The 20,327-nt window shown below is 59.1% G+C and carries 19 protein-coding genes; 6 read left to right on the top strand and 13 right to left on the bottom strand.

Features of this window, described 5'->3' with window-relative positions; translation table 11 throughout:
• Window positions 1–70 precede the first annotated feature (70 nt).
• The gene (locus AC5SEO_RS03320; RefSeq protein WP_034501960.1) at window positions 71–424 is read left to right on the top strand and encodes an antibiotic resistance protein VanZ; all 354 of its coding nucleotides are present in this window, start codon (window positions 71–73) and stop codon (window positions 422–424) included.
• Between the two features lie 28 nt (window positions 425–452).
• On the opposite strand, the gene uxuA is transcribed toward AC5SEO_RS03320, so the two are convergent.
• The 7 genes from uxuA to AC5SEO_RS03355 form a co-directional block, all read right to left on the bottom strand.
• Window positions 453–1,661: a mannonate dehydratase gene (gene uxuA, locus AC5SEO_RS03325; RefSeq protein WP_174068811.1), complete on the bottom strand. Its 1,209-nt coding sequence runs from the start codon at window positions 1,659–1,661 to the stop codon at window positions 453–455.
• Between the two features lie 16 nt (window positions 1,662–1,677).
• Window positions 1,678–2,724: an L-idonate 5-dehydrogenase gene (locus AC5SEO_RS03330; RefSeq protein ID WP_495363788.1), complete on the bottom strand. Its 1,047-nt coding sequence runs from the start codon at window positions 2,722–2,724 to the stop codon at window positions 1,678–1,680.
• Between the two features lie 72 nt (window positions 2,725–2,796).
• Entirely contained in the window at window positions 2,797–4,203 is a 1,407-nt protein-coding gene (locus tag AC5SEO_RS03335) for a TRAP transporter large permease (RefSeq protein ID WP_003510762.1), read from the bottom strand.
• Between the two features lie 4 nt (window positions 4,204–4,207).
• Entirely contained in the window at window positions 4,208–4,780 is a 573-nt protein-coding gene (locus tag AC5SEO_RS03340) for a TRAP transporter small permease (protein ID WP_111800201.1), read from the bottom strand.
• Window positions 4,781–4,841: 61 nt separating this feature from the next.
• A complete protein-coding gene (locus AC5SEO_RS03345; RefSeq protein ID WP_013761518.1) occupies window positions 4,842–5,816 on the bottom strand; it encodes a sialic acid TRAP transporter substrate-binding protein SiaP in 975 nt (324 codons plus the stop codon).
• A 61-nt stretch (window positions 5,817–5,877) separates the two neighbouring features.
• Entirely contained in the window at window positions 5,878–6,594 is a 717-nt protein-coding gene (locus AC5SEO_RS03350) for a FadR/GntR family transcriptional regulator (protein WP_013761517.1), read from the bottom strand.
• A gap of 230 nt (window positions 6,595–6,824) precedes the next feature.
• Window positions 6,825–7,511, bottom strand: coding sequence for an HAD family hydrolase (locus AC5SEO_RS03355; RefSeq protein WP_174068810.1), 687 nt, complete (start codon window positions 7,509–7,511; stop codon window positions 6,825–6,827).
• Window positions 7,512–7,921: 410 nt separating this feature from the next.
• Between AC5SEO_RS03355 and minC the strand changes: the two genes are divergently transcribed.
• The 3 genes from minC to minE are packed head-to-tail and all read left to right on the top strand — an operon-like array spanning window position 7,922 to window position 9,760.
• Window positions 7,922–8,650 carry a septum site-determining protein MinC gene (gene minC, locus AC5SEO_RS03360; RefSeq protein WP_003510754.1) on the top strand — a complete coding sequence of 243 codons (729 nt, stop codon included), beginning with the start codon at window positions 7,922–7,924 and terminating at the stop codon, window positions 8,648–8,650.
• Window positions 8,651–8,687: 37 nt separating this feature from the next.
• A complete protein-coding gene (minD, locus tag AC5SEO_RS03365) occupies window positions 8,688–9,503 on the top strand; it encodes a septum site-determining protein MinD (RefSeq protein ID WP_003510752.1) in 816 nt (271 codons plus the stop codon).
• Window positions 9,500–9,760, top strand: coding sequence for a cell division topological specificity factor MinE (gene minE, locus AC5SEO_RS03370; RefSeq protein WP_003510750.1), 261 nt, complete (start codon window positions 9,500–9,502; stop codon window positions 9,758–9,760). Before minD ends, minE begins: the two co-directional genes overlap by 4 nt.
• A 45-nt stretch (window positions 9,761–9,805) precedes the next feature.
• On the opposite strand, the gene AC5SEO_RS03375 is transcribed toward minE, so the two are convergent.
• From AC5SEO_RS03375 to AC5SEO_RS03385, 3 genes are all read right to left on the bottom strand, one after another.
• Window positions 9,806–10,708: an amino acid ABC transporter substrate-binding protein gene (locus AC5SEO_RS03375; protein ID WP_174068809.1), complete on the bottom strand. Its 903-nt coding sequence runs from the start codon at window positions 10,706–10,708 to the stop codon at window positions 9,806–9,808.
• Window positions 10,709–10,775: 67 nt separating this feature from the next.
• Window positions 10,776–11,669 (bottom strand): amino acid ABC transporter substrate-binding protein, encoded by an 894-nt coding sequence (locus AC5SEO_RS03380; protein ID WP_019564616.1) that lies wholly within the window; start codon window positions 11,667–11,669, stop codon window positions 10,776–10,778.
• Window positions 11,670–11,699: 30 nt separating this feature from the next.
• Window positions 11,700–14,018: an EAL domain-containing protein gene (locus AC5SEO_RS03385; protein ID WP_174068808.1), complete on the bottom strand. Its 2,319-nt coding sequence runs from the start codon at window positions 14,016–14,018 to the stop codon at window positions 11,700–11,702.
• A gap of 346 nt (window positions 14,019–14,364) precedes the next feature.
• Here AC5SEO_RS03385 and AC5SEO_RS03390 point away from each other — a divergent pair, with 346 nt between their 5' ends.
• Window positions 14,365–15,723, top strand: coding sequence for an amidase (locus AC5SEO_RS03390; RefSeq protein WP_174068807.1), 1,359 nt, complete (start codon window positions 14,365–14,367; stop codon window positions 15,721–15,723).
• Window positions 15,724–15,770: 47 nt separating this feature from the next.
• Here AC5SEO_RS03390 and AC5SEO_RS03395 read toward each other — a convergent pair whose 3' ends face one another.
• From AC5SEO_RS03395 to AC5SEO_RS03405, 3 genes are read right to left on the bottom strand one after another with little or no spacing between them, the layout of a single operon-like run.
• The gene (locus AC5SEO_RS03395) at window positions 15,771–16,412 is read right to left on the bottom strand and encodes a ThuA domain-containing protein (protein ID WP_003510737.1); all 642 of its coding nucleotides are present in this window, start codon (window positions 16,410–16,412) and stop codon (window positions 15,771–15,773) included.
• A gap of 17 nt (window positions 16,413–16,429) precedes the next feature.
• Entirely contained in the window at window positions 16,430–17,530 is a 1,101-nt protein-coding gene (locus AC5SEO_RS03400; RefSeq protein ID WP_013761510.1) for a Gfo/Idh/MocA family protein, read from the bottom strand.
• A gap of 53 nt (window positions 17,531–17,583) precedes the next feature.
• Window positions 17,584–18,783, bottom strand: a complete 1,200-nt coding sequence (locus AC5SEO_RS03405; RefSeq protein WP_013761509.1) for an ROK family transcriptional regulator — start codon at window positions 18,781–18,783, stop codon at window positions 17,584–17,586.
• A 196-nt stretch (window positions 18,784–18,979) separates the two neighbouring features.
• Between AC5SEO_RS03405 and AC5SEO_RS03410 the strand changes: the two genes are divergently transcribed.
• Complete coding sequence (locus AC5SEO_RS03410; protein WP_013761508.1) at window positions 18,980–20,281, top strand: ABC transporter substrate-binding protein; 1,302 nt, start codon at window positions 18,980–18,982, stop codon at window positions 20,279–20,281.
• The last annotated feature ends 46 nt before the right edge of the window (window positions 20,282–20,327 follow it).

Here is a 20,327-nt window from a genome sequence, read left to right on the forward strand (position 1 = left end):
TGTGATTTATTGGGCTGTGGAAGAAAAAGACGATCTTCCGTTTATGCCCGCAGCGCTCTATTGTGACGCCATGATGACAAATAGACTTCCGAAATACATCGCCTGGTCGGTTCTGCTGCTGATCGTGATCGTTACAGTTTGCCCGATCGGGCTTCGGCCCCATACGCTGACGACCGTCGGCATCGACCGCGCCGCCGCCTTTGCCTTCTGTTCGGCTGCCTTCGTGCTGGCCTATCCGCGTTACTGGCTTGCCATCATTGTCGCGGGTGTCGTGGCGGCTTTCGGCATCGAGGCGCTGCAATTTCTGTCGCCCACACGGCATCCGCATATGACAGATGCAGTTGTGAAAGCCGTTGGCGCCATTGCCGGTGGGCTTGCCGCCTTTTCGTATCTTCAATTCAGGACGCGATTGACCGCAAGCTAAGAGGCTGCCGGCGGCCAATCGTGTCGGCTTAATTCGCCTGCTTCGCCAATCCGAAACGGCCATGCGACAGCGTGCGCTCGATGCCGCGAAGCTCTGCCAGCCCCTTCAATCGGCCGATGGCGGGATAACCCGGCTGCGCCCCGCGCGTCAGGTCATCAAGGATTTCCTGGCCATGGTCGGGCCGCATCGGAATGGTGTGGTCTGCACGGCCCTCCGCACGACGGCGGGATTCTTCCGACAGAAGTGCTGCGATAACGGCGACCATATCCGTTCCACCTTCCAGATGCTCGTCCTCGAAGAAGGAGCAGGGCACGGTGTCCGTGTCGCGCGTGACGTTGCGCAGATGCACGAAATGGATGCGGTCTGCAAAACGGCTGGCGATGAAGGGCAGGTCGTTATCCGCCCGCGCGCCGAGCGAGCCGGTGCAGAGCGTAACGCCATTGGCCCGGCTGTCGACTTGCGAGAGCATATGGGCGTAGTCGGACTCCGTTGAAAGAATACGCGGCAGGCCAAGCAGCGGCCATGGGGGATCGTCGCCGTGGGCGCAGATGTTGATGCCGATCTCTTCCGCGACCGGCGTCACGTCCGACAGAAAATCGATCAGGTTCTGCTGCAGTTTTTCGCGGTTTATGCCGTGATATGAGCGCAGCTTTTCGAGAAGCTGGCTGAGCGTGTAACCATCCGCCGAACCCGGCAGGCCCGCGCCGATATTACGTCCGAGTGCGGCGATCTTCGTATCCGGCATGTCGGCGAAACGTTTTGCCGCTTCCTCGATCAGCCACTCCGGATAATCGGCCTTTGCGTCGGGGCGTTTGAGAATGTGAATGTCGAAGGCGGCGAAATCGGAAAGGTCAAAACGCATGGCTTTTGCGCCGTGCTTCGTTTCCCAGCGCAGATCGGTGCGGGTCCAGTCCAGCACCGGCATGAAATTGTAGCAGACGGTGCGAATGCCCGTGGCGGAGAGGCGGCGCAGCGTCTCCTGCCAGTTGGCGATATGGTTTTTCCAGTCGCCCGTCTGGGTTTTGATCTCCTCGGAGACCGGCACGCTTTCCACCACGTCCCAATAGAGCCCACCGGCCTTGATCGCCTCATGCCGTTTGGCGATTTCATCCACAGGCCAGACATCGCCGGTGGCGATGTGGTGCAGCGCGCTTACGATGCCTTCCGCCCCTGCCTGAGCCGCATCCTGAACCGTGACCTTGTCCACCGGGCCGAACCAGCGCCATGTATGTCTCATTTTTTGTCCTCAAATATCATTCTGCGGAAAATGTCAGCTGCACCTTGCAGGCGGCGGAGCGGTCTCCAGCCTGCTCGAATGCGACTTTCGCCTCTTCAAGCGGGAAGCTGTGGGAAATGATCGGCCGCACGTCGATCCCGCGCGTGGAGATCAGGCGGGCGGCAATGGCGAATTCGTCGTGGAAACGCTGCGAGCCGCGCCAGAGGATTTCCTTGCCCACCAGCGCATTGAGCGGAATGGTTATGTCACCGGTGACGCCCACCTGCACGACAGTACCGCGCGGACGTACACAGGCGAAGGCGGCGCGAAGCGCAGGTGCCGCGGCGGAGCAATCGAAAACGACGTCAAAATAGCCCTTATTATCCTGATAGGGTAAAAGTGCTTCTGCGTTTTTCGCGACATTGATGGTGCGGTCCGCCCCCATGGCGGGCGCGCGCTCCAGCGCCGCATCGGTCAGGTCGGTGGCGAGAATGATGCCGGCACCGGCATGGCGGGCGGCGGCAATCGTCAAGAGGCCGATCGGCCCGGCGCCCGTTACCAGCACCTTGGCGCCGGTCAGATCGCCCGCTTGTGCGACGGCATGCAGGCAGACCGCAAGCGGTTCGGTGCAGGCGGCTTCGGCGGGCGAAGTGGTGTCTGAAAATGTCGCGCATTGTTTTGCGGGAACCACGAGCCGATCACGGAACATGCCCTGTTCGTGCGGCAGGCGCATGGCGCTGCCCATGAAGCGCATATCGAGGCAATGGATCGGTTGGCCCTTCAGGCAGAAATGGCAATGGCCGCAAGGCTGCGAGGGATTGACGGCGACGAGCTGACCGAGTGCGAGCCCGCAGACGCCTTCGCCCAGCGCCTGCACCCGCCCCGATGCCTCGTGGCCGCAGATGATCGGCTCGCGTACCCGCACAGGCCCGAAGCCGCCGTCCTGATAATAATGTAGATCGGAACCGCAAATGCCGCCCGCCGCCATGGTCAGCAGCACTTCACCGGGGCCGGGCGCCTGCATGTCCTGCGTTTCGACGCGGATATCTTCACGGCCGTATAGACGTGCCACGCGTGTCTGCATCACCGTGCCTCTCATCGTATGTGTATTGGATGAATGAAACCCGCGCGGCTAGCCGCGCGGGCAGTGCGTCGATTAGCGGATCAGGCCCATCTCGGTCGGCAGCCACAAGGTGATTGCCGGGATGAAGGTGATCAGCAGCAGCGCCACGAACAGCGGCACCAGCCATGGCAGAATGGCGACGGTGGTGCGCTCGACGGAGAGTTTCGCCACGCGTGAGAGCACGAACAACACCATGCCGAGCGGCGGATGCAGCAGCCCTATCATCAGGTTGAGGGTGATGATGAGGCCGAAATGCACCGGATCGATATTGAACTGCAGCACCAGCGGCAGCAGGATCGGCACGAGGATGGTGATTGCTGCGATCGTGTCTAGGAAGCAGCCGACGAACAGCATCAGCAGGTTGACCAGCAGGAGGAAAATCCACTTGCTGTCGGTGATCGTCAGGATCGCCGCCGATAGCAACTGTGCTGCCTGGCTCACCGTCAGAAGCCATGCGAAGATTGATGCCGCCGCAACGATGAAGAGAACCGATGCCGTGGTCTCTATCGTGTCGAAGGTCGATTTTGCCAGCGACTTGAACGTCATCGTCCGGTAACGGACAAGCCCGAGGAACAGAGACCACAACACGGCCGCGACAGCCGCCTCTGTTGGCGTGAACCAGCCCATCGTCATGCCGCCGATCAGGATCACCGGCGTCATCAGGGCCATCACGGCAGAGAAGTCGAAATACCAGTCGCAGGCGAGCAAGACCACCAGCACGATCAGGATCGACAGGTTGAGCGACAGGCCAAATAGCGTCAGGAGATAGATGCCGAGCGGCACCATCATGACGACGAGTACTTCAAGCGAAGCGCCGAAGATGGTTCTGAGGTTGAACGGCGTATCGGAACCCCAACCCTTGACGTAGGCGAAAACGGCAACGGTGATCATCATCAAAAGCGTCATGACGACGCCTGGAACGATGCCGGCCATGAACAGTGCGCCGATCGAGACGTTTGCCATCATGCCGTAGATGACGAAGGGCAACGATGGCGGAAAGATCGGCCCGAGCGTTGCGGAGGCGGCGGTGACGCCGACGGCTGCTTCGACCGGATAACCATGATCCTTCATGGCTTTGATTTCGATGGTGCCGATGCCGGCGGCGTCGGCGAGGGCCGTGCCGGACATGCCGGAAAAGATTACCGAGCCGATGATGTTGACCTGTGCCAGACCACCTTTCATCCAGCCGACCAACGCCACGGCAAAGGAATAGATGCGTCCCGTCACCCCCGCCGTGTTCATGAGATTGCCGGCAAGGATGAAGAAGGGAACGGCGAGAAGCGGGAAGCTTTCCACGCCCGCAATCAGACGCTGCGCCGCGATGATATCTGGCGCGACATTGTACGAGACGATGTAGAGAAGCGATGCCGTGGCCATTGAAATGGCGACCGGCAGGCCGATCAGCATCAACAGAAGAAACGAGCCGATAAGAATAAGCATATGTTCAATCCCCCGCGCTCTGGAATTCTTCCGGCCGTTCCAGAACGGAATAGCCACGCTGCATATTGGCGATGAAGACCTGCACCGAACGGAAGAACATCAGGACGAAAGCGGCCAGAACCGTATAGAAAACGATGTTGCGCGGCAGGGCGACGGTGACCATTTCCTCGTCCGCGACGATTTCCAGATACCGCCACATCAGCCACGAGGTGTAGGCGAAGAACACGATGCGCAGCAAGTCGACAAGGATCGACATGACGCGGGCAACCTGCGGCGGAACGTAGTGATAAAGCACATCCACCTGGATGTGGCGTGACATGCGCACGCACATGACCGAACCTAGAAACACCACGCCAATCAGGCAGTTGACGGCGATTTCTTCCGTCCAGGCATAGCTGTCGTTAAGCACGTAGCGGGTGAAGAATTGAAGGAACACGCAACCTGTCATCAGCCAGAAAAGGCCAAGCGTAACCCAGTCCTCGAAGGCGTAGACCTTCAGGTCGACTTCGGGCGGCGCCTCGTCAAACGTGTGGGCGAGTTCTTCAGGGGTGACCTGAGTATGAATTTCCTGCGACATTGAGATATCCCGTCTGGAGAGAAAGGGCGGTGCGGCAACGGAGGCCGCACCGGATCTTGGCTCACTTGACGGCGCGAATGGCTTCCCAGTCGGCCTTGTCGTAACCGAAGTCCTCGAACTTCACCTTCTCCATGACGTTCTTCTCAAAGTCCGCCTTGTCGACCTCTGCGACGTTCAGGCCACGCTTCTTGAACTCTTCCACGAGGCTTTTTTCGCGTCCTTCGATGGTCTTCGTGGTCCGCACGGCGGCTTCCTGCATGACGTCCGTGAAGATTTTCTTGTCTTCATCGGAAAGCTTCGACCACAGGTTCTTCGAGATCACCGTGTTGAGGTGGTCGACGATGTGGCCGGTCAGCACGATGTTCTTCTGCACTTCGAAGAACTTCTTTGCCTCAATGGTGGTCAGCGGGTTTTCCTGTGCATCGACCGTGCCGTTCTGAAGCGCCAGATAGACTTCTGCAAATGCGATCGGCGTCGTGTTGGCGCCGCAGGCGCGTGGCATGGCGAGATAGGCCGGAACGTCGGGAACACGCATCTTCAGCCCCGCCATGTCGGCGCAGTTGGCAATCGGCTTGTTCGACGTGGTGTGGCGCGTGCCGTAATAGCTGACGGCGGCGATGTGGTTGCCGGTCTTGTCCTCGTAACCCTTGGCAAGACGCTTGAAGATATCACTCTTGGTATAGGCGATCAGATGGCTCGGGTCGCGGAAGATATATGGAAAATAGGTGACGCCGATCGGCTTGAAGTCACGTGCGGCAAAACTGGAGCCGGAGATGATGATATCCACCGTGCCGATCTTCAGGCCCTGGTTGATATCCGCTTCCTTGCCGAGCTGCGAGGCGGGGAATACATCCACCTTGTAGCGGCCGTCGGTGCGCTTGGCGATTTCTTCCGCAGCCCAGACCGAATCCGTGTGGAACGGTTCGGAGGTCTCGTAGACATGCGCCCATTTCAGCGTTGTTTGCGCCTGTGCCGCCAAAGCCGAAAGCAAAATGGCAGCGGTTGCACCCATCAAAGTCGACAATCTGATTTTCATTCTTAACTCCTCCCGAATTAAAGCCAGATTTCTGTTTTTCCCGTCGCCGGTTGCGGCGCGGTCACTCTTCTCCGATCGTTTCCTCCCCGAAACTCTCGGAAAATCTCTTTTGCGACAGCGTCAGATGCTGGCGCATCGCCTCGCGTGCGCCTTCCGGATCGTTCGCCGCGATCGCGTCGCGGATCACCCGGTGTTCCTGAACGGCAAGAATCCATGTGTGAGGACCCTCGAAATAGCTGGCGAGCTTTTCGAAATAGGGCGAAAGGCTGCGCTCGTCATAGATCAGGCCGGTAAAGCGGTTCAGCGCCGAGTTGCCGATGATGTCGGCAATGGCGGTGTGGAAGGCGCGGTCCAGGTTGAGGGCCTGCGGCGAATTGTCGAGCGCCCCGGCCATGCGTTCGATGATGTCGTCCAGCCTGGCGATGCATTCAGACGTGGCAAGCCGCGCGGCCTCCTCGGCAATAGCGCTTTCAATGATGCAGCGCGCTTGCAGGATTTCGAATGGGCCGTGCGCGTCCGGCACGGGTGACTTTGCCTTGTTAGCCGTTCGGGACGTGTTCACATACACGCCCGAACCCATGCGGATATGGATATGGCCTTCCACTTCCAGAACGATCAGTGCTTCCCGCACCGTCGGGCGGGACACGCCAAAACGTTCCGCCAGATCGCGCTCCGCCGGCAGGCGCTGACCGTCCGTCAGTTCCCCGCTCTCGATAAGCAAGCGAATTTGTTCCGCAACCAGCCTGTAGAGGCGGCGCGGCTCCAGAGCCACAAACATGATGTCCTCCCAGCGCGAAAGTCTCCCCCCTTCGCGCAAGCGGTAAGATGGTCTTACCAATTTTATTAGGTAGGATTTATGCCGTGCTGTCAATTGGCCGCTAGAGGAAAACTACACGGCGAAAGACTGGAGACCGGTGCGGCAGGCTCGGCGCAATGGATTGGATTTTACGAACGTGATTGATCCTCGGGGCAGACCCGAGGATGACACCGCATGTTTGGATCGGCTTTTCAGCCCTTGCTACTTGTGAGCTTCAAGCCGCCGCCGTCGCCGATAGTGACGTCCAGCTCACCGTACCCACCGATCGAAAGGTGCGGCGTTTCGATGGGATGCGAATGAGTGGCGTTAATGACCACGACCGTTGCGCCCATGCTTTCCCCCGCCAGAATGCCGGCGGGCGCATCTTCGAAGACGACGCAGTCTTCAGGTGCGACGCCGAGCTTCGCAGCAGCCTTTCTGTAACCCTCCGGGTCAGGCTTGCCGTTCACAACGTCCTCGGCACAGATCATCACTGGAGGCGGTGTGAGGCCTGCCGCAGCCAACCGGAGTTCGGCAAGGGCGCGGGCGGCGGAGGTGACGATGGCCCATTTTCCGGCCGGCAATTTCTCAAGAAATGCAGCTGCCTGCGGAATCTGGAGGATGCCGTCAACATCGTCCATTTCCTTTTGCAAAAGCATATCCGCCTGTTCCTGGATATCGAGGCCGGGAACTGCCTCGCGACGCACAACCTCGGATGCGCGCATGCCATGGATGCGCTGCAGGAAAGCCTCCGGCTCTATCCCGTTGTCTACGGCCCATTCGCGCCAGACCCGCTCCACCACCGCAATGGAATTCAGCAGCGTTCCATCCATGTCGAACAGGAAGGCGCCATATTCGCGCGAGGAGATCTGGGCGGTCGCCGGGACTTTGCTGTGCATCGCATTCTTCCGTTGGATGTGTCGGGTTGGCCTCGTGTCTATAGCATCGGCAGGCATAACGGAATCGTTTTTCCGCTCCTCAAGCAAATGGCGACCCATCCGCCAGTGGCGGACATCGTGCCGGAATCGGACAGTTTGCACGGACTGCGACTCGGTGCATGGTCAGGCAGGGGAGGCGGCGTCCGCATACGGTCATGCGGGCGTCAGGTTGCAGCAAGGATCAACTGCTATTGTGAGTTTTCGAAAGCAGTCAAAGTTCGCAAAATCAAAAGCTAAACGGAGCTTGTGAATGTTGTGCATGAGATTTTTCGCAGCGGAATTCTCTTAACGAAACCGTCGTTTAAGGGGTGTCGTTAACCATTTGTTAACCATATTCGAGGTACCTAATTGTCAACGATTTGTTTACCAAGATGACCAAAGTGCTAACAGACCAGCGTTCGATCCGTATCAAAGGCCGCTCCTTCCTCGCGGTCGTTCTGTCCCCTGAAGCTCCGCTCGATCAATGGCTGGAACGGCTGGATGATCTTGCTGCACGTTCAGCCGGGTTCTTCCTGTCGCGTCCGGTGGTTCTGGATGCGTCTGAGCTGTCGCTGGACAAGGCAGGGCTGAAGGCTCTGCTGGCAGCGCTGACGGAACGTAATGTCGGCATCATGGGGATCGAAGGTGTTCGCCCCTCGATGATCGAGCCGGGCATGCCGCCGTCGCTGAAGGGCGGAAAGCCCGCTTCAGATGTCGAGGTCGAGCCTGTCGCCATCGCTGCCGAATTGCCGGAAGAAAAGCCGCGCGCTTCGGGCGAGGTTCGGGCCGTGGTCCAGTCGCTGGTCATCAACGAGCCGGTGCGCTCCGGCCAGTCGATCATGTTCCCCGAAGGCGATGTGACCGTCATCGGTTCGGTCGCCTCGGGTGCGGAAATAATCGCGGGCGGGTCGGTGCATATTTACGGGGCGTTGCGCGGTCGCGCCATGGCCGGTTCGCTTGGCAATGTTTCGGCGCGCATCTTCTGCCGCAAGCTGGAAGCGGAGCTACTGGCAATCGACGGCGTCTACAAGGTTGCCGAGGACATTGACGACAAGCTGCGCGGCCAGCCCGTTCAGCTGTGGCTGGAAAACGATACGATAAAGGCCGAAAAACTTGGCTGACGACATAGAGAAAACAACACAGGAACAGGAGAGCCGTATGGGGAAGGTAGTCGTTGTTACTTCCGGCAAGGGCGGGGTTGGCAAGACCACCTCGACCGCAGCGCTTGGCGCCGCATTGGCGCAGAACAAGCAGAAGGTCGTGGTTGTCGATTTTGACGTCGGACTGCGTAACCTCGATCTCGTCATGGGTGCTGAACGCCGGGTGGTTTACGATCTCGTCAACGTCATCCAGGGCGATGCCAAGCTGACGCAGGCGCTGATCCGCGACAAGCGCCTCGAGACGCTGTTCCTGCTGCCCGCCTCGCAGACACGCGACAAGGACAATCTGACGCCGGAAGGCGTGGAATGGGTCATCGCCGAGTTGAAGAAGCATTTCGACTGGGTCATCTGCGACAGCCCGGCCGGTATCGAACGCGGCGCGACGTTGGCCATGCGCCATGCGGATGTGGCCGTCGTGGTCACCAATCCGGAAGTCTCCTCGGTGCGTGACAGTGACCGCATCATCGGCCTGCTCGATTCCAAGACGCTGAAGGCCGAACGCGGCGAGCGCATGGAAAAGCACCTGCTTCTGACGCGCTACGATTCGGCCCGTGCCGAGCGCGGCGACATGCTGAAGGTCGACGACGTTCTGGAAATCCTCTCCATTCCGCTGCTCGGTATCATTCCCGAAAGCACGGATGTGCTGCGTGCTTCCAACGTCGGTGCACCGGTTACGCTCGCGGATGCCCGTTGTGCACCTGCCATGGCTTACTTCGACGCTGCCCGCCGCCTGTCGGGCGAGGACATTCCGGTGGTCATTCCGGGCGAAAAGCGGGGTATCTTCTCCAAGATCTTTGCTAGGAGGGCTGCATGAGCATTTTCGGCCTGTTCCGTAAACAAAAGTCGGCACCGCTTGCGCGCGAGCGACTGCAGGTGCTGCTTGCCCACGAAAGGGCGTCGTCGGGAACCGATCTCGTCGCCGTCCTCCGGGAAGAAATTCTCGCCGTCATCGCCAAGCATGTGCAGATCGATAACGATCGGGTGCATGTGAAGATGGATCGTGACGAGCACGTCTCCATACTGGAGATTGATGTCGAGATACCGTTGAGCGCCGACCTGCGCGCCGCGTGATGTTTTCTCCGAATACCGCCGCCCCTTGCAGGGCGGCGTTTTTCTTTAATCGGCCGTCGTATCGACCGGCATTCTAAATGCCTCGGCCAGATCGTCGGGAAGCGGGCGCTTGAGGTTTATGCCGTTCGGCGGGATCGGCGCGTTGAACCACTTGTCGTAGATCGCGTTGATTTCGCCGCTTGCATAAATTTTCCCAAGGGCTTCGTTGACGGCGTTCTTGAAGGCGGTGTCGCCCCGTCGGAGCATCAGGCCATAGGGCTGTGGTGGGGCGAGATATTCGTTCGAGATGGAATAGTCTTCGGGCTTGCCCGTTTCAGCGACGAAGGACCTCAGAAGAATATCGTCCATGACGAAGGCCGAGGCTCGATCTTCCGTCACCATGTCGAAACTGCCTTCCGTACTGTCATTTTGCAGGACGGCGATGTTCAGTCCCAGTTTGCGGTTAAGCACATTCAGCTGACTGATATTGATCGTTCCCGTCGTCACCACCACGGTTCGCCCGGCAAGATCGCTGACGCTTGTCATGTTGCTTGATTTCAGCGCGACATAACGCGTGCCGGTGATGAAGTGGCTGTAGGAAAACCACACGGCCTTGCGTCTTTCCTCCGTATTCGTGCTCGCCACGCATTCCATGTCGATTGTGCCGTCATTGAGAAGCGTGATGCGGTTGCTGGGGGTGCGCTTGACGAAATCGATTTTCAATTCTGGCAGGCCCAACTTCTTCTTGATGGAATCCGCCACCTTCAGGCACAGTTCGATGCTGTAACCGATCGGCTCCGGACCAATTCCCATATAGGAAAAGGGAAGATTTCTGTCGGCAAAGCCGAGCCGGATGGTGCCGGTTCTGGCAATGGTTTCGAGTGTAGGCGGTTGGGTGTCGTCGGCGGCTGCAATGGTGGGTAAAAGACTAAAAACCCCAAGCATGAGCCACAATGTCGATCTCTGCATCGCGCATCTCCAGCCAAAATTATCTGTCAAAACATTTTCATAAAATAGAGTTGGGGTTTTTACGCCCTCAGTCCCGGTATTCGCTCGGATGGTCATAGGCTTGTTTCAAGGAGGCGGTCATCGGCAGGTTCAGGTTCATGCCATTGGGCGGAATGGGTTTGGTGAACCATTTTTCGTAAAGGCCGTGAATGGTGGGACCGGTGAAGATCTGCCGCAGGCTTTCGTTGACCGCCGCCTTGAAGGCCGGGTCGTTGCGCCGAAACACCAGGCCGTAAGGTTCGGGTGCGCTCAGCGTTTCGTCCGAGAGCGCGTAGAGGTCGGGATTCTCCGATGTTGCCGCCAGCGCCGCCAGCAATATGCCATCCATGACGAAAGCAGAGGCCTTGCCGGCAACGACGAGTTCGAAGGCTTCCTCATTGGTTTTCGTGGGCATCACCGAGATATTTAGGTTCTTTTCGCGGTTCACCGCATTCAGCTGCTCGATGTTGACCGTGCCGGAGGCGGATGTGACGGAGCGTCCGGCCAGATCGGCAAGGCTCTTCAGATTGTCCTGTTTACGGGAGAGAAATTGCGTCGCGGTCATGAAATTCGGATAGGAGAAATCCACCATTTTCCGGCGTTCGCTGTTGTTGGTCGTCGCCGCGCATTCAATATCGATCTTGCCGCTACGGACGAGAATGAACCGGGTTGCGGGCGTGGCCTTTACATATTCAATGTCGAGTTTGTCCAGCTTCAGTTGCGTGCGGATGTCCTCGCTGATCGCGCGGCAAAGATCAGTCGAGAAGCCGGTCACTTCTCCGTCCGGCAGCTGATAGGAAAACGGCGGTTCTGCCTCACGATAACCGATGCGGATTTTCGCGGTCTTGGCAATCTGCCGAAGCGTATCGCCTTCGCCGGCGGCCTGCACCGGAGTTATGGGGATAAAGCATGTGAGGAAAAGGCAAAATACTGAAATGCGCATTTTATGTCCTTTTGGCTGTCAGCCGCGTTCTCAAATCGCTTTTTGTGGCGGGTAATAGGTTTCCTGCATCGGTCGCCCGACGTCGCTATATTCGTCGTTTCCGGTTTGGGCGATGACGGCACGGTTCTTGAGTATCCGGGCAAGCGGCGCCGGCTCGGCAAAATAATAGCCCTGTGCCTCGTCACATCCGGAAAGCTTGAGGGCCTCGACCTGTTTCTTGTCTTCCACGCCCTCGGCGGTGACTTTGAGGCCGATCTGTTCTGCCATGTCGATGATGGTGTTGACGATGGCCGAGCACATTGGATTTTCCGGCAGGCCGGAAACGAATTCGCGGTCGATCTTGATCTTGTCGAAGGCAACATGCGTCAGCGTGCTCAACCCGGCATAACCGGTGCCGAAATCATCAAGCACGAGGCGGACGCCCATTTCCTTCAGCAGCTTTAAAGCCCTGGCGCTGTTGTCGCGCTCCAGCATTGCCGTTTCCGTCACTTCAAGCTCGAGCCGCTCGGCCGGGAAGCCGGAGGCTTTCAGCGCGCTGTCAACGATCGGGACAATATCGTCATTGCAAAGCTGCACGGCGGAAAGATTGACGGCAAGTCGGATGTCCCTGGGCCAGGTCATGGCGTCCATGCAGGCCTGCGCCAAAACCCATTCGCCCAGAGGTTTGATGAAATTGTTTTCTTCGGCAAGCGTTATGAAGCGATCCGGCGTGATGATGCCAAGCTTGCTGTGCCGCCATCTGGCAAGGGCCTCGTAGGCGACAATGCGGCCGCTCTCCAGATTGACCACGGGCTGGTAGTACAGCTCGAATTCGTGGTTTTCGAGCGCGGATTTCATGTCTATTTCGAGCGCGTGCTTGTGCTGCGCCGCCATGTCCATGCCAGGCTCGTAAAATACAAAAAAGCCGCATCCCATGGATTTCGCCCGGTAGAGACCAAGGTCCGCATGTTGCAGAAGCTGGGTGGCGGAGTTGCCGTGATCGGGCGCGCAGGCGATGCCGATGCTGGTATCGACGCTTATATGGCTACCTTCGAGGCTGAAGCTGCGCGAGACCGCATGGACCACGCGCTTTGCCAGCGCGCCCGCATCCTCGCGACAATTATCGGTCACCGCTTGTATGATCGCAAATTCGTCGCCGCCGAGCCTGCTCACCATGTCGTTTTCACCGAGCACGGAGGAAATCCGCGAGGCCACGGCCACCAGCAGGGCGTCGCCTGCCGCGTGTCCCAACGTATCGTTGACGGCCTTGAAGCGGTCGAGATCGAGCAGCATGACGTTGAACGGCTGGCCTGACGTGGAAAGATGTTCGAGACGGTTCTCCAGCGTCTTCATCAAGAGCACGCGGTTGGGAAGCCCCGTCAGCGCATCGTGATGGGCCATATGTTCCAGTTGCTGCGCCATGTCGCGGATCTGCCTGAGCCGTCCACGTTCCAGAACGGCCTCCCGCAGGGTTTCGATGGCGGTGGCCATGTCGCCGATCTCGTCCCGTCGATCCTGAAACGGCGTGACGACATCGGTTTCCTCACGGGCGATCCTGAGTGTCGCCTGCACCAGCGCCGGAACGGGTTTCAGAAAATGCCTGGCAATCAGCGTCACGAGAACGCCGGTGACGGTCAGAACAACGATCAGGGCGACGAGCGAATTGTAGATGAGCTTGCGCTGCGCGCCATAAAGCGCATCCGAACCGCCGATGCTGACGGCGACCGCGCCAATCGGTTTTTTCGTTTCCGTGCTGATGATCGGCAACAGGCCGATATAATGGCTGGAATCGCCAATCGTCGCAAAGCCGGTGGCAAAACGCGCGGCGACCGCATCTCTGGAGAAGATGGGATCGGTGGCAATCGGTTTTTCGGCGTCGTCGGTGGCGTTGTCGAAGGCCGCCGCGATTTGACGGAATCCGGAATCGGCCTCATCGTAGCGGAAAAGCCAGACGGCATTCTTGGTCTGCGCACCGATGAGGGCGAGAACGTCGCTGGGGTTGAAGCCGGTAACGAGGATGGAAGCGTCGTCGCCAATCGGCTTGTCGGTCAAGATGCCGTTCACCTGTCCGTCCGTGTCGGCGGTGACGCTGACATAGGTATAGATGCTGCGCAGGGTGGCGCTGGCAATCTGTGAATTGACGCGGGCCTGGTTGAGCCATTGCTCGCTGGCGGCGGCAACGAACATGTACCAGCCGACGAGCGCCCCGATGCTGTAGGAAAAGATCACGCCGCCGAGAAATATCAGGGTTATCTTGCTGGCGAGCGAACGCCGCCGCGAAAAGCGGCCTGGTACCGGCTGCGTCGTTGAGCGAAGCGTGTCACCGGTTTCAGTCTGTCTATCTATCCCCCGATAGGCAGTCTCTTCCATTCGCGATATTCCCCCGCGATGTCGCGTTATGATTGTTTTATGGAATTTTTATAGGGCATGTATTTCAATGGTGTCTGCTAAATAATTCAACAAAGTTTAGATGCGATTAAGAATTAATCCGTCTTTTTATAGTCGCCGCTTATATAAGGCGCCGAAAATATGTACCTCAGGTTGAAATATTCGATGGCTTGTGATGGGACATCGATGCCAAATACGACGATGCATTGGGGCGTCTTTTCGCGCTCATCAACCGGGCTTTATGGTTGCAAGGGTACCGCGATTGACCTTGCCAAGCTGCCGATAAACGGCATGTTGTGTGTAACATGCCGGTTTCAGGGAACATATCATGGCTCACAAGGGCAAAAACATCGCGCAGCTTTCCATTCTCATCCAGAGCGGCCATCTTGATCCGCGCGCCTTGGCGGAAGAGACCCTTGATGCAATCGGGAAATCGGAAGACCGGGCGATCTTTGTCGGCCTGACGGCGGAGCGGGCCATGACTGAGGCGGAAGGCGCCTTGAAACGCATTCGCGAGGGTCGATCCTGCGGCGTGCTCGACGGCATTCCGGTCGCCTGGAAGGACCTTTTCGATCTCGAAGGCACTGTGACCACGGCTGGATCGACGGTGCTTTCGAATGATGCGCCTGCGTCCCGTGACGCGGATGTGGTGAGCGCGCTGAAGGAGGCCGGGATGGTCTGCATCGGCCGTACCAATATGAGCGAGTTCGCGTTTTCCGGCCTTGGCATCAACCCGCATTACGGAACCCCGCGCAATCCCGCCTCCAAGGATGTCCACCGGCTGCCGGGCGGCTCTTCTTCCGGCGCGGGTGTCGCGGTTGCGGCCGGCCTGGTGCCGGTGGCAATCGGTACGGATACCGGCGGATCGGTGCGCATTCCCGCCGCCTTCAACGGTGTGGTGGGGTACAAGGCGAGCCGCGGCCGTTACTCGATGCGTGGCGTCTATCCGCTGGCTAAAAGTCTCGATTCGCTCGGCCCGCTCACTCGCACTGTGCAGGACGCCGTGTGGGTAGATGCCGCCATGCGTGGCAAGGCGGCTGTTGATGCGGCGCGCGCACCTCTGTCCGGCTTGTCGCTCGTCGTGCCGGAAACAGTGTTTTTCGATGGCATCGAGGAGGGCGTCGCGGTCGCTTTCGAGCAGGCAGTAGAACGGCTTTCCCGGGCCGGCGCTTCTGTACGGCGGCAGGCATTCCCGGTCTTTTCGCAATTATTCGATCTTATCAAGGAAAAGGGTGCGCTGGTAACGGCGGAAGCCTTCGCCCTGCACAAGGCGCGGCTGGAAGGTGCTGATGCGGCGCGCATGGACCCACGCGTGGTTGCGCGAGCAAGACTGGGCGCGAATATCTCCCTGCCGGATTACATCGCCATCATCGAGGCGCGCGAATGCATGACGGCGGCTTTTTCGGGCATGATTGGCAAGAATGAGCTGCTGATATCGCCGACATTGCCTCATGTCGCGGCCAAGGTCGCACCGCTTGTGGAGAATGATGAGACCTTCTTTGCCATGAATGCCAAGACCCTGCGCAACACCCAGATCGGCAACTTCTTCGATCTCTGCGGCGTTTCCTTTCCCTGCGGCACTGGCGAGGCGGGCATGCCCGTTGGCCTGCTGCTATCAGGCCTGCACGGCACGGACGACCACGTTCTGGGTGTGGCGATGGCTGCGGAAGAAATTATCCGGGGCTGATGATAAAGAAAAAGGCGGCCTTGTTTGGCCGCCTCTCAATGCACGCTTCAACGTGCCGCCCAGTTGGCGCCGCGGCGGAACATGGTCTTCATCTGCGGCACGGAAAACTCCTTGGCCTGATGGCCGAGCGCCGAATAGAAGACGCGGCCCTTGCCGTATTTGCGTTTCCAGACCACCGGCATCACTACACCGTCGATCCACCAGGCGTGGTCGCCGGTGAATTTTGTCGTCGCCAGCACCTCGTTGGAGGGATCGACATGCATGTAGTATTGCTCCGATGTGTAGGGGAAATCGGAAATCCCCTCCATCAACGGGTCGTCGGGGCGGGTGATGTTGACGTGATAGTCGATGATATTGCCGGGATGGGCGACCCACTGGCCGCCGATCATGAACTGGTACTCGACGCAGTCGCGGAAACTGTCGCCTGCACCACCGTGAAAGCCGGCAATGCCGACGCCGTTTTCGACGGCGGCGGTGAGATTCTTGATCTCTTCCTTCTCGATCTTCGACATTGTCACGATCGGCACGACAAGGCTCAGATCATGCACGGAAGGATCGGCGAACGCCTCCGTGCTGTGTTCGACATATACCTTGAAACCATCCTCTTCGAGAATGTCCTTGACGATGGTGGCGCATTCCTGCGGCTCGTGGCCGCTCCAGCCGCCCCAGACGATGAGTGCTTCGCGCATTTATTTCCTCCTCGGGATTATTTGCCGAGCTGGCCGTCGACCAGCGAAGTTTCAAGGGGAGCAGGGCGCTCCACCTCGGTGGTGATGGAAACGGTGGTGCCGCTGTCCGATGCCGTCTGGAAGGCCTCCATGACCTCCAGCACGTGCAAGGCAAGATCGCCATTGGCGCGGTGCGGGCGGTTTTCGCGGATCGCATGGGCCATGTCGGCCACGCCGATTGAGCGGTAGTTGCCGTCAGCATAGGGCGAAGACAGTGCCTGCGGCTCGAACTGGCCGCCCTTTTTCAGCAATTGCACCTCACCGCCGAAATGATTGGGGTCGGGCACGATCAATGTGCCTTCCGTTCCGTAGATTTCCAGCGGTACATGTTTGTGGCCCGCCACATCGAAGCTCATGCCCACCTGCACCACCGCGCCGTTCTTGAATGCCAGCACGCCGGAAACATGGGTGGCGACATGGACTGGGATTTTCTCGCCATTCTTAGGTTCGCTGGTGATGAGGCGTTCGTTGCGCGGCGCGATGGCGAAACCTGCCACCTTGGCGACCGGGCCGAACAGGTTGACGAGATCGGTGATGTAATAGGGTCCCATATCCAGCATCGGCCCGCCGCCGACTTCGTAATAAAAGGCGGGGTTGGGATGCCAGCGCTCATGGCCGGGGCACATGAAGGTAGCCGTTCCGCCAACCGGCTGGCCGAGCACACCTTCGTCTATCAGCCGGCGCGCGGTCTGGTGCCCGCCGCCGAGGAAAGTGTCCGGCGCCGAACCGATGCGCAGGCCCTTTGCCTTTGCCGCGTCCGCAAGCCGTTTACCCTCCGCGAAATTGATGCCGAGCGGCTTTTCCGAATAGGCATGTTTTCCCGCCTCAAGTGCGCGCAGGCCCACCTCCACATGCGCCTTGGGAATCGTCAGGTTGACGATGATTTCCACGGAGGGGTCAGACAGAAGTTCATCGATACTTCTTGCCTGAAGGCCGAACTCGTCTGCCCGCGCTTTTGCTGCCTCCTCGTTCATATCCGCCAGTCCGCGAATGTCGAGAATGGGAAACGATGCCATCGCCTTGAGATAGGCGCTGGAGATGTTGCCGCAGCCGATGATGCCGATACCGACCTTGTTCATGTGATTTCCTCCCGTAAATCAAAAATGCCTAAGCCCACTCTCAACCTTGCCGGCTAGAGCGCCGGCCCTGTCGTGTTCCATGGCGATTCGTAAAGCTCGTAAAGTGCGACAGCTGCCGCCCCCTGCGCCCACAGTTCGTCGCTTGCAACGTCGAAAACCAGCTCTGCGACGCCTGCCAGCGATGGCGGCACGGCGGCGTTGTAACTGTCGCGGATGCTGGCAATGAAGGGCTCTCCGAGCTCGAGACTGGAGCCGGTGATGATGACCCGTGGCGGCGCAAACAGCGTGACGATATTGGCAAGCGTCAGGCCAAGGGCTGCACCGGCGCGCAAGGCTGCCGCAATAAGATCGTTGTCTTCCGCCGCAATCAGCGCATGGGCATGCTGCATGCCGCGACCAAGCCGGATAGCTTCTGCAAAACGCCCGTCCACCGGGCGGGAACCGAGAATGGCGTTCTCGCCCGCCTGGCTCGCCAGCCGCACGGTTCCTTCACTGGCAAGGCCAATCACGAGGTCGCCGAGATTGTGGCTGAGGCCGCCTGCACCACGAAACAGCTGGTTCTGATGCATCACGCCAAGCCCGAGTGTCTGCTCGAGCGAGATCAGCACCATGTCCTCCAGATCGCGCGCATGTCCGAACCAGTGATGGGCAAGCGTGATGGCGTGGGCGTCGCTTTCGATGATGGTGGGGGAATTCAGCCGTGAAGTCATTTCCTTGGCAAAATCGACGTTTACTTCCCGCAGGATAGGGCTGCTGCGGATCCTGCCGGTGCGATGTTCGATGACGCCTGGCAGGCCAAGGCAGACCATGTCCACATCTTCCAGCGACAGTCCGGCATCGACCACGCAACGCCGCACCCCGTCTTCCACCAGATCGGCAATGACGCCGATCGGTTGGCGGTCTACACGGATCGGCAGGGCGAGGGTGGACAGCACGTTGCCGCAAAAGTCGGTGACGACGAAGACCATGCGGCTTGCCGCAATCTTGGCGCCCACCACGCGGGCCGCATCCGGGTTCAGCTCCAGCATCACCCGCGGCCTGCCGCGTGCGCCCTCCGTGCGGATATCGCCGATATGGCGGGTAAGGATAAGCCCGTCATCGAGCAGCGATGCGGTGATCGCCGATACGGTGGTGGTGGAAAGCTGCGTTCTTTCGCTGATTTCCACCCGGGAGATCGGTCCGTAGCGGCGGATGCTGTCCAGCACGCTTAGCCGGTTGATCGCGCGCATCAGTTCTGGGTCTGCGGTCTTCATGGGGTCCTGCTGCGATCAATGCCGGTTCGAAAACCAATTTATGTCGGATTGCGGATTAAATAACGGTGTCAGGGAGGGGTGTGTCAAGCCGTTCGCTCAAAAAATCGGCATGGCGCCTTGACAATGAGCGAGTGCTAAGGTGAATTAATCCGCATTGGGGAATAAATGAGGAAATCCCCGAGGGAGGATCACGATCATGACGATTAGGCACGCAGGCGCAAGCCTGGGCGGCAGGCTGATAGGCTTTGCCACAACGACAAGCATTGCTCTCATGCTCGGCGCCGCAAGCGCCTCGGCCGCAACGGTCGTTAAATGGATGCATGTGGAGCTGGACCCGAAATCCGTGGCCGTCTGGGAGGAGATTGCCAAGGAATATGAGGCCAAACATCCTGACGTGGACGTGCAACTGCAGTTTCTGGAAAACGAGGCGTTCAAGGCAAAATTGCCTACCCTGCTGCAGTCCAACGACGTTCCCGATTTCTTTTATAGCTGGGGTGGCGGTGTTCTTGAAGAACAGTCCAAAACCGGTGCGCTGAAGGACCTGACGGAAGTTTTCGACGCCGATGGTGGCAAGCTGCGCCAAGCCTATAGCGCGGCCGCAATCGATGGTCTGTCGTTTGACGGCAAGGTCTGGGCCGTGCCTTACCGCGTCAGCCTCGTCAGTTTCTTTTATAACAAGGAGCTGTTTGCCAAGGCGGGCGTAAAGGCGGAAGACATCAAGACCTGGGACGATCTCGGCGCCACCGTCAAGAAAATCAAGGCAGCCGGTATCGTTCCGATTGCCGGTGGTGGCGGTGAAAAATGGCCGATCCATTTCTACTGGAGCTATCTCGTCATGCGCAATGGCGGGCAGACCGTGTTCGACGCCGCCCGCAAGGGCGAGGGTGAAGGCTTCATGGATCCCTCCATCATCAAGGCGGGCGAGCAACTGGCCGAGTTCGGCAAGCTCGAACCCTTCCAGCCCGGCTATCTCGGCTCCACCTGGCCCCAGGCGCTCGGCGTCTTCGGTGATGGCAAGGCCGCGATGATCCTCGGCTTTGACAATACTGAAGCCAACCAGCGCAAGAATGCCGGTGACGGCAAAGGCCTTGCGGCAGACAATATCGGTCGCTTCGCCTTTCCCGCCGTCGAAGGGGGTGCTGGCAAAGTCACTGACACGCTGGGCGGTCTGAATGGTTGGGCAGTCACAAAAAACGCTTCCAAGGAAGCGATCGATTTCGCGGCCTTCCTGACCAGCAAGGAAAGTGAAGAGAAGATGGCGGCTGCGGGCATGATCCTGCCGGTTGCGACGGGTGCGGATGGAGCGGTCAAGAACCCGCTGCTGGCAGATTCGGCCAAGCAGCTTGCAAGCTCTACCTGGCACCAGAACTTCTTCGACCAGACACTGGGCGCTGCCGTTGGCCGCGTGGTCAACGATGTCTCCGTCGAAATCGTTTCCGGCCAGATGAGCGCCGAAGAGGGTGCCAAGCAAATTCAGGATGCTTTCGAGCTTCGCTGATTTCGGTTCCATGACGGCGCCGCGCGGGACGCGGCGCCGCAGTATC

The organism is Agrobacterium sp. K11 (genome assembly GCF_059429395.1).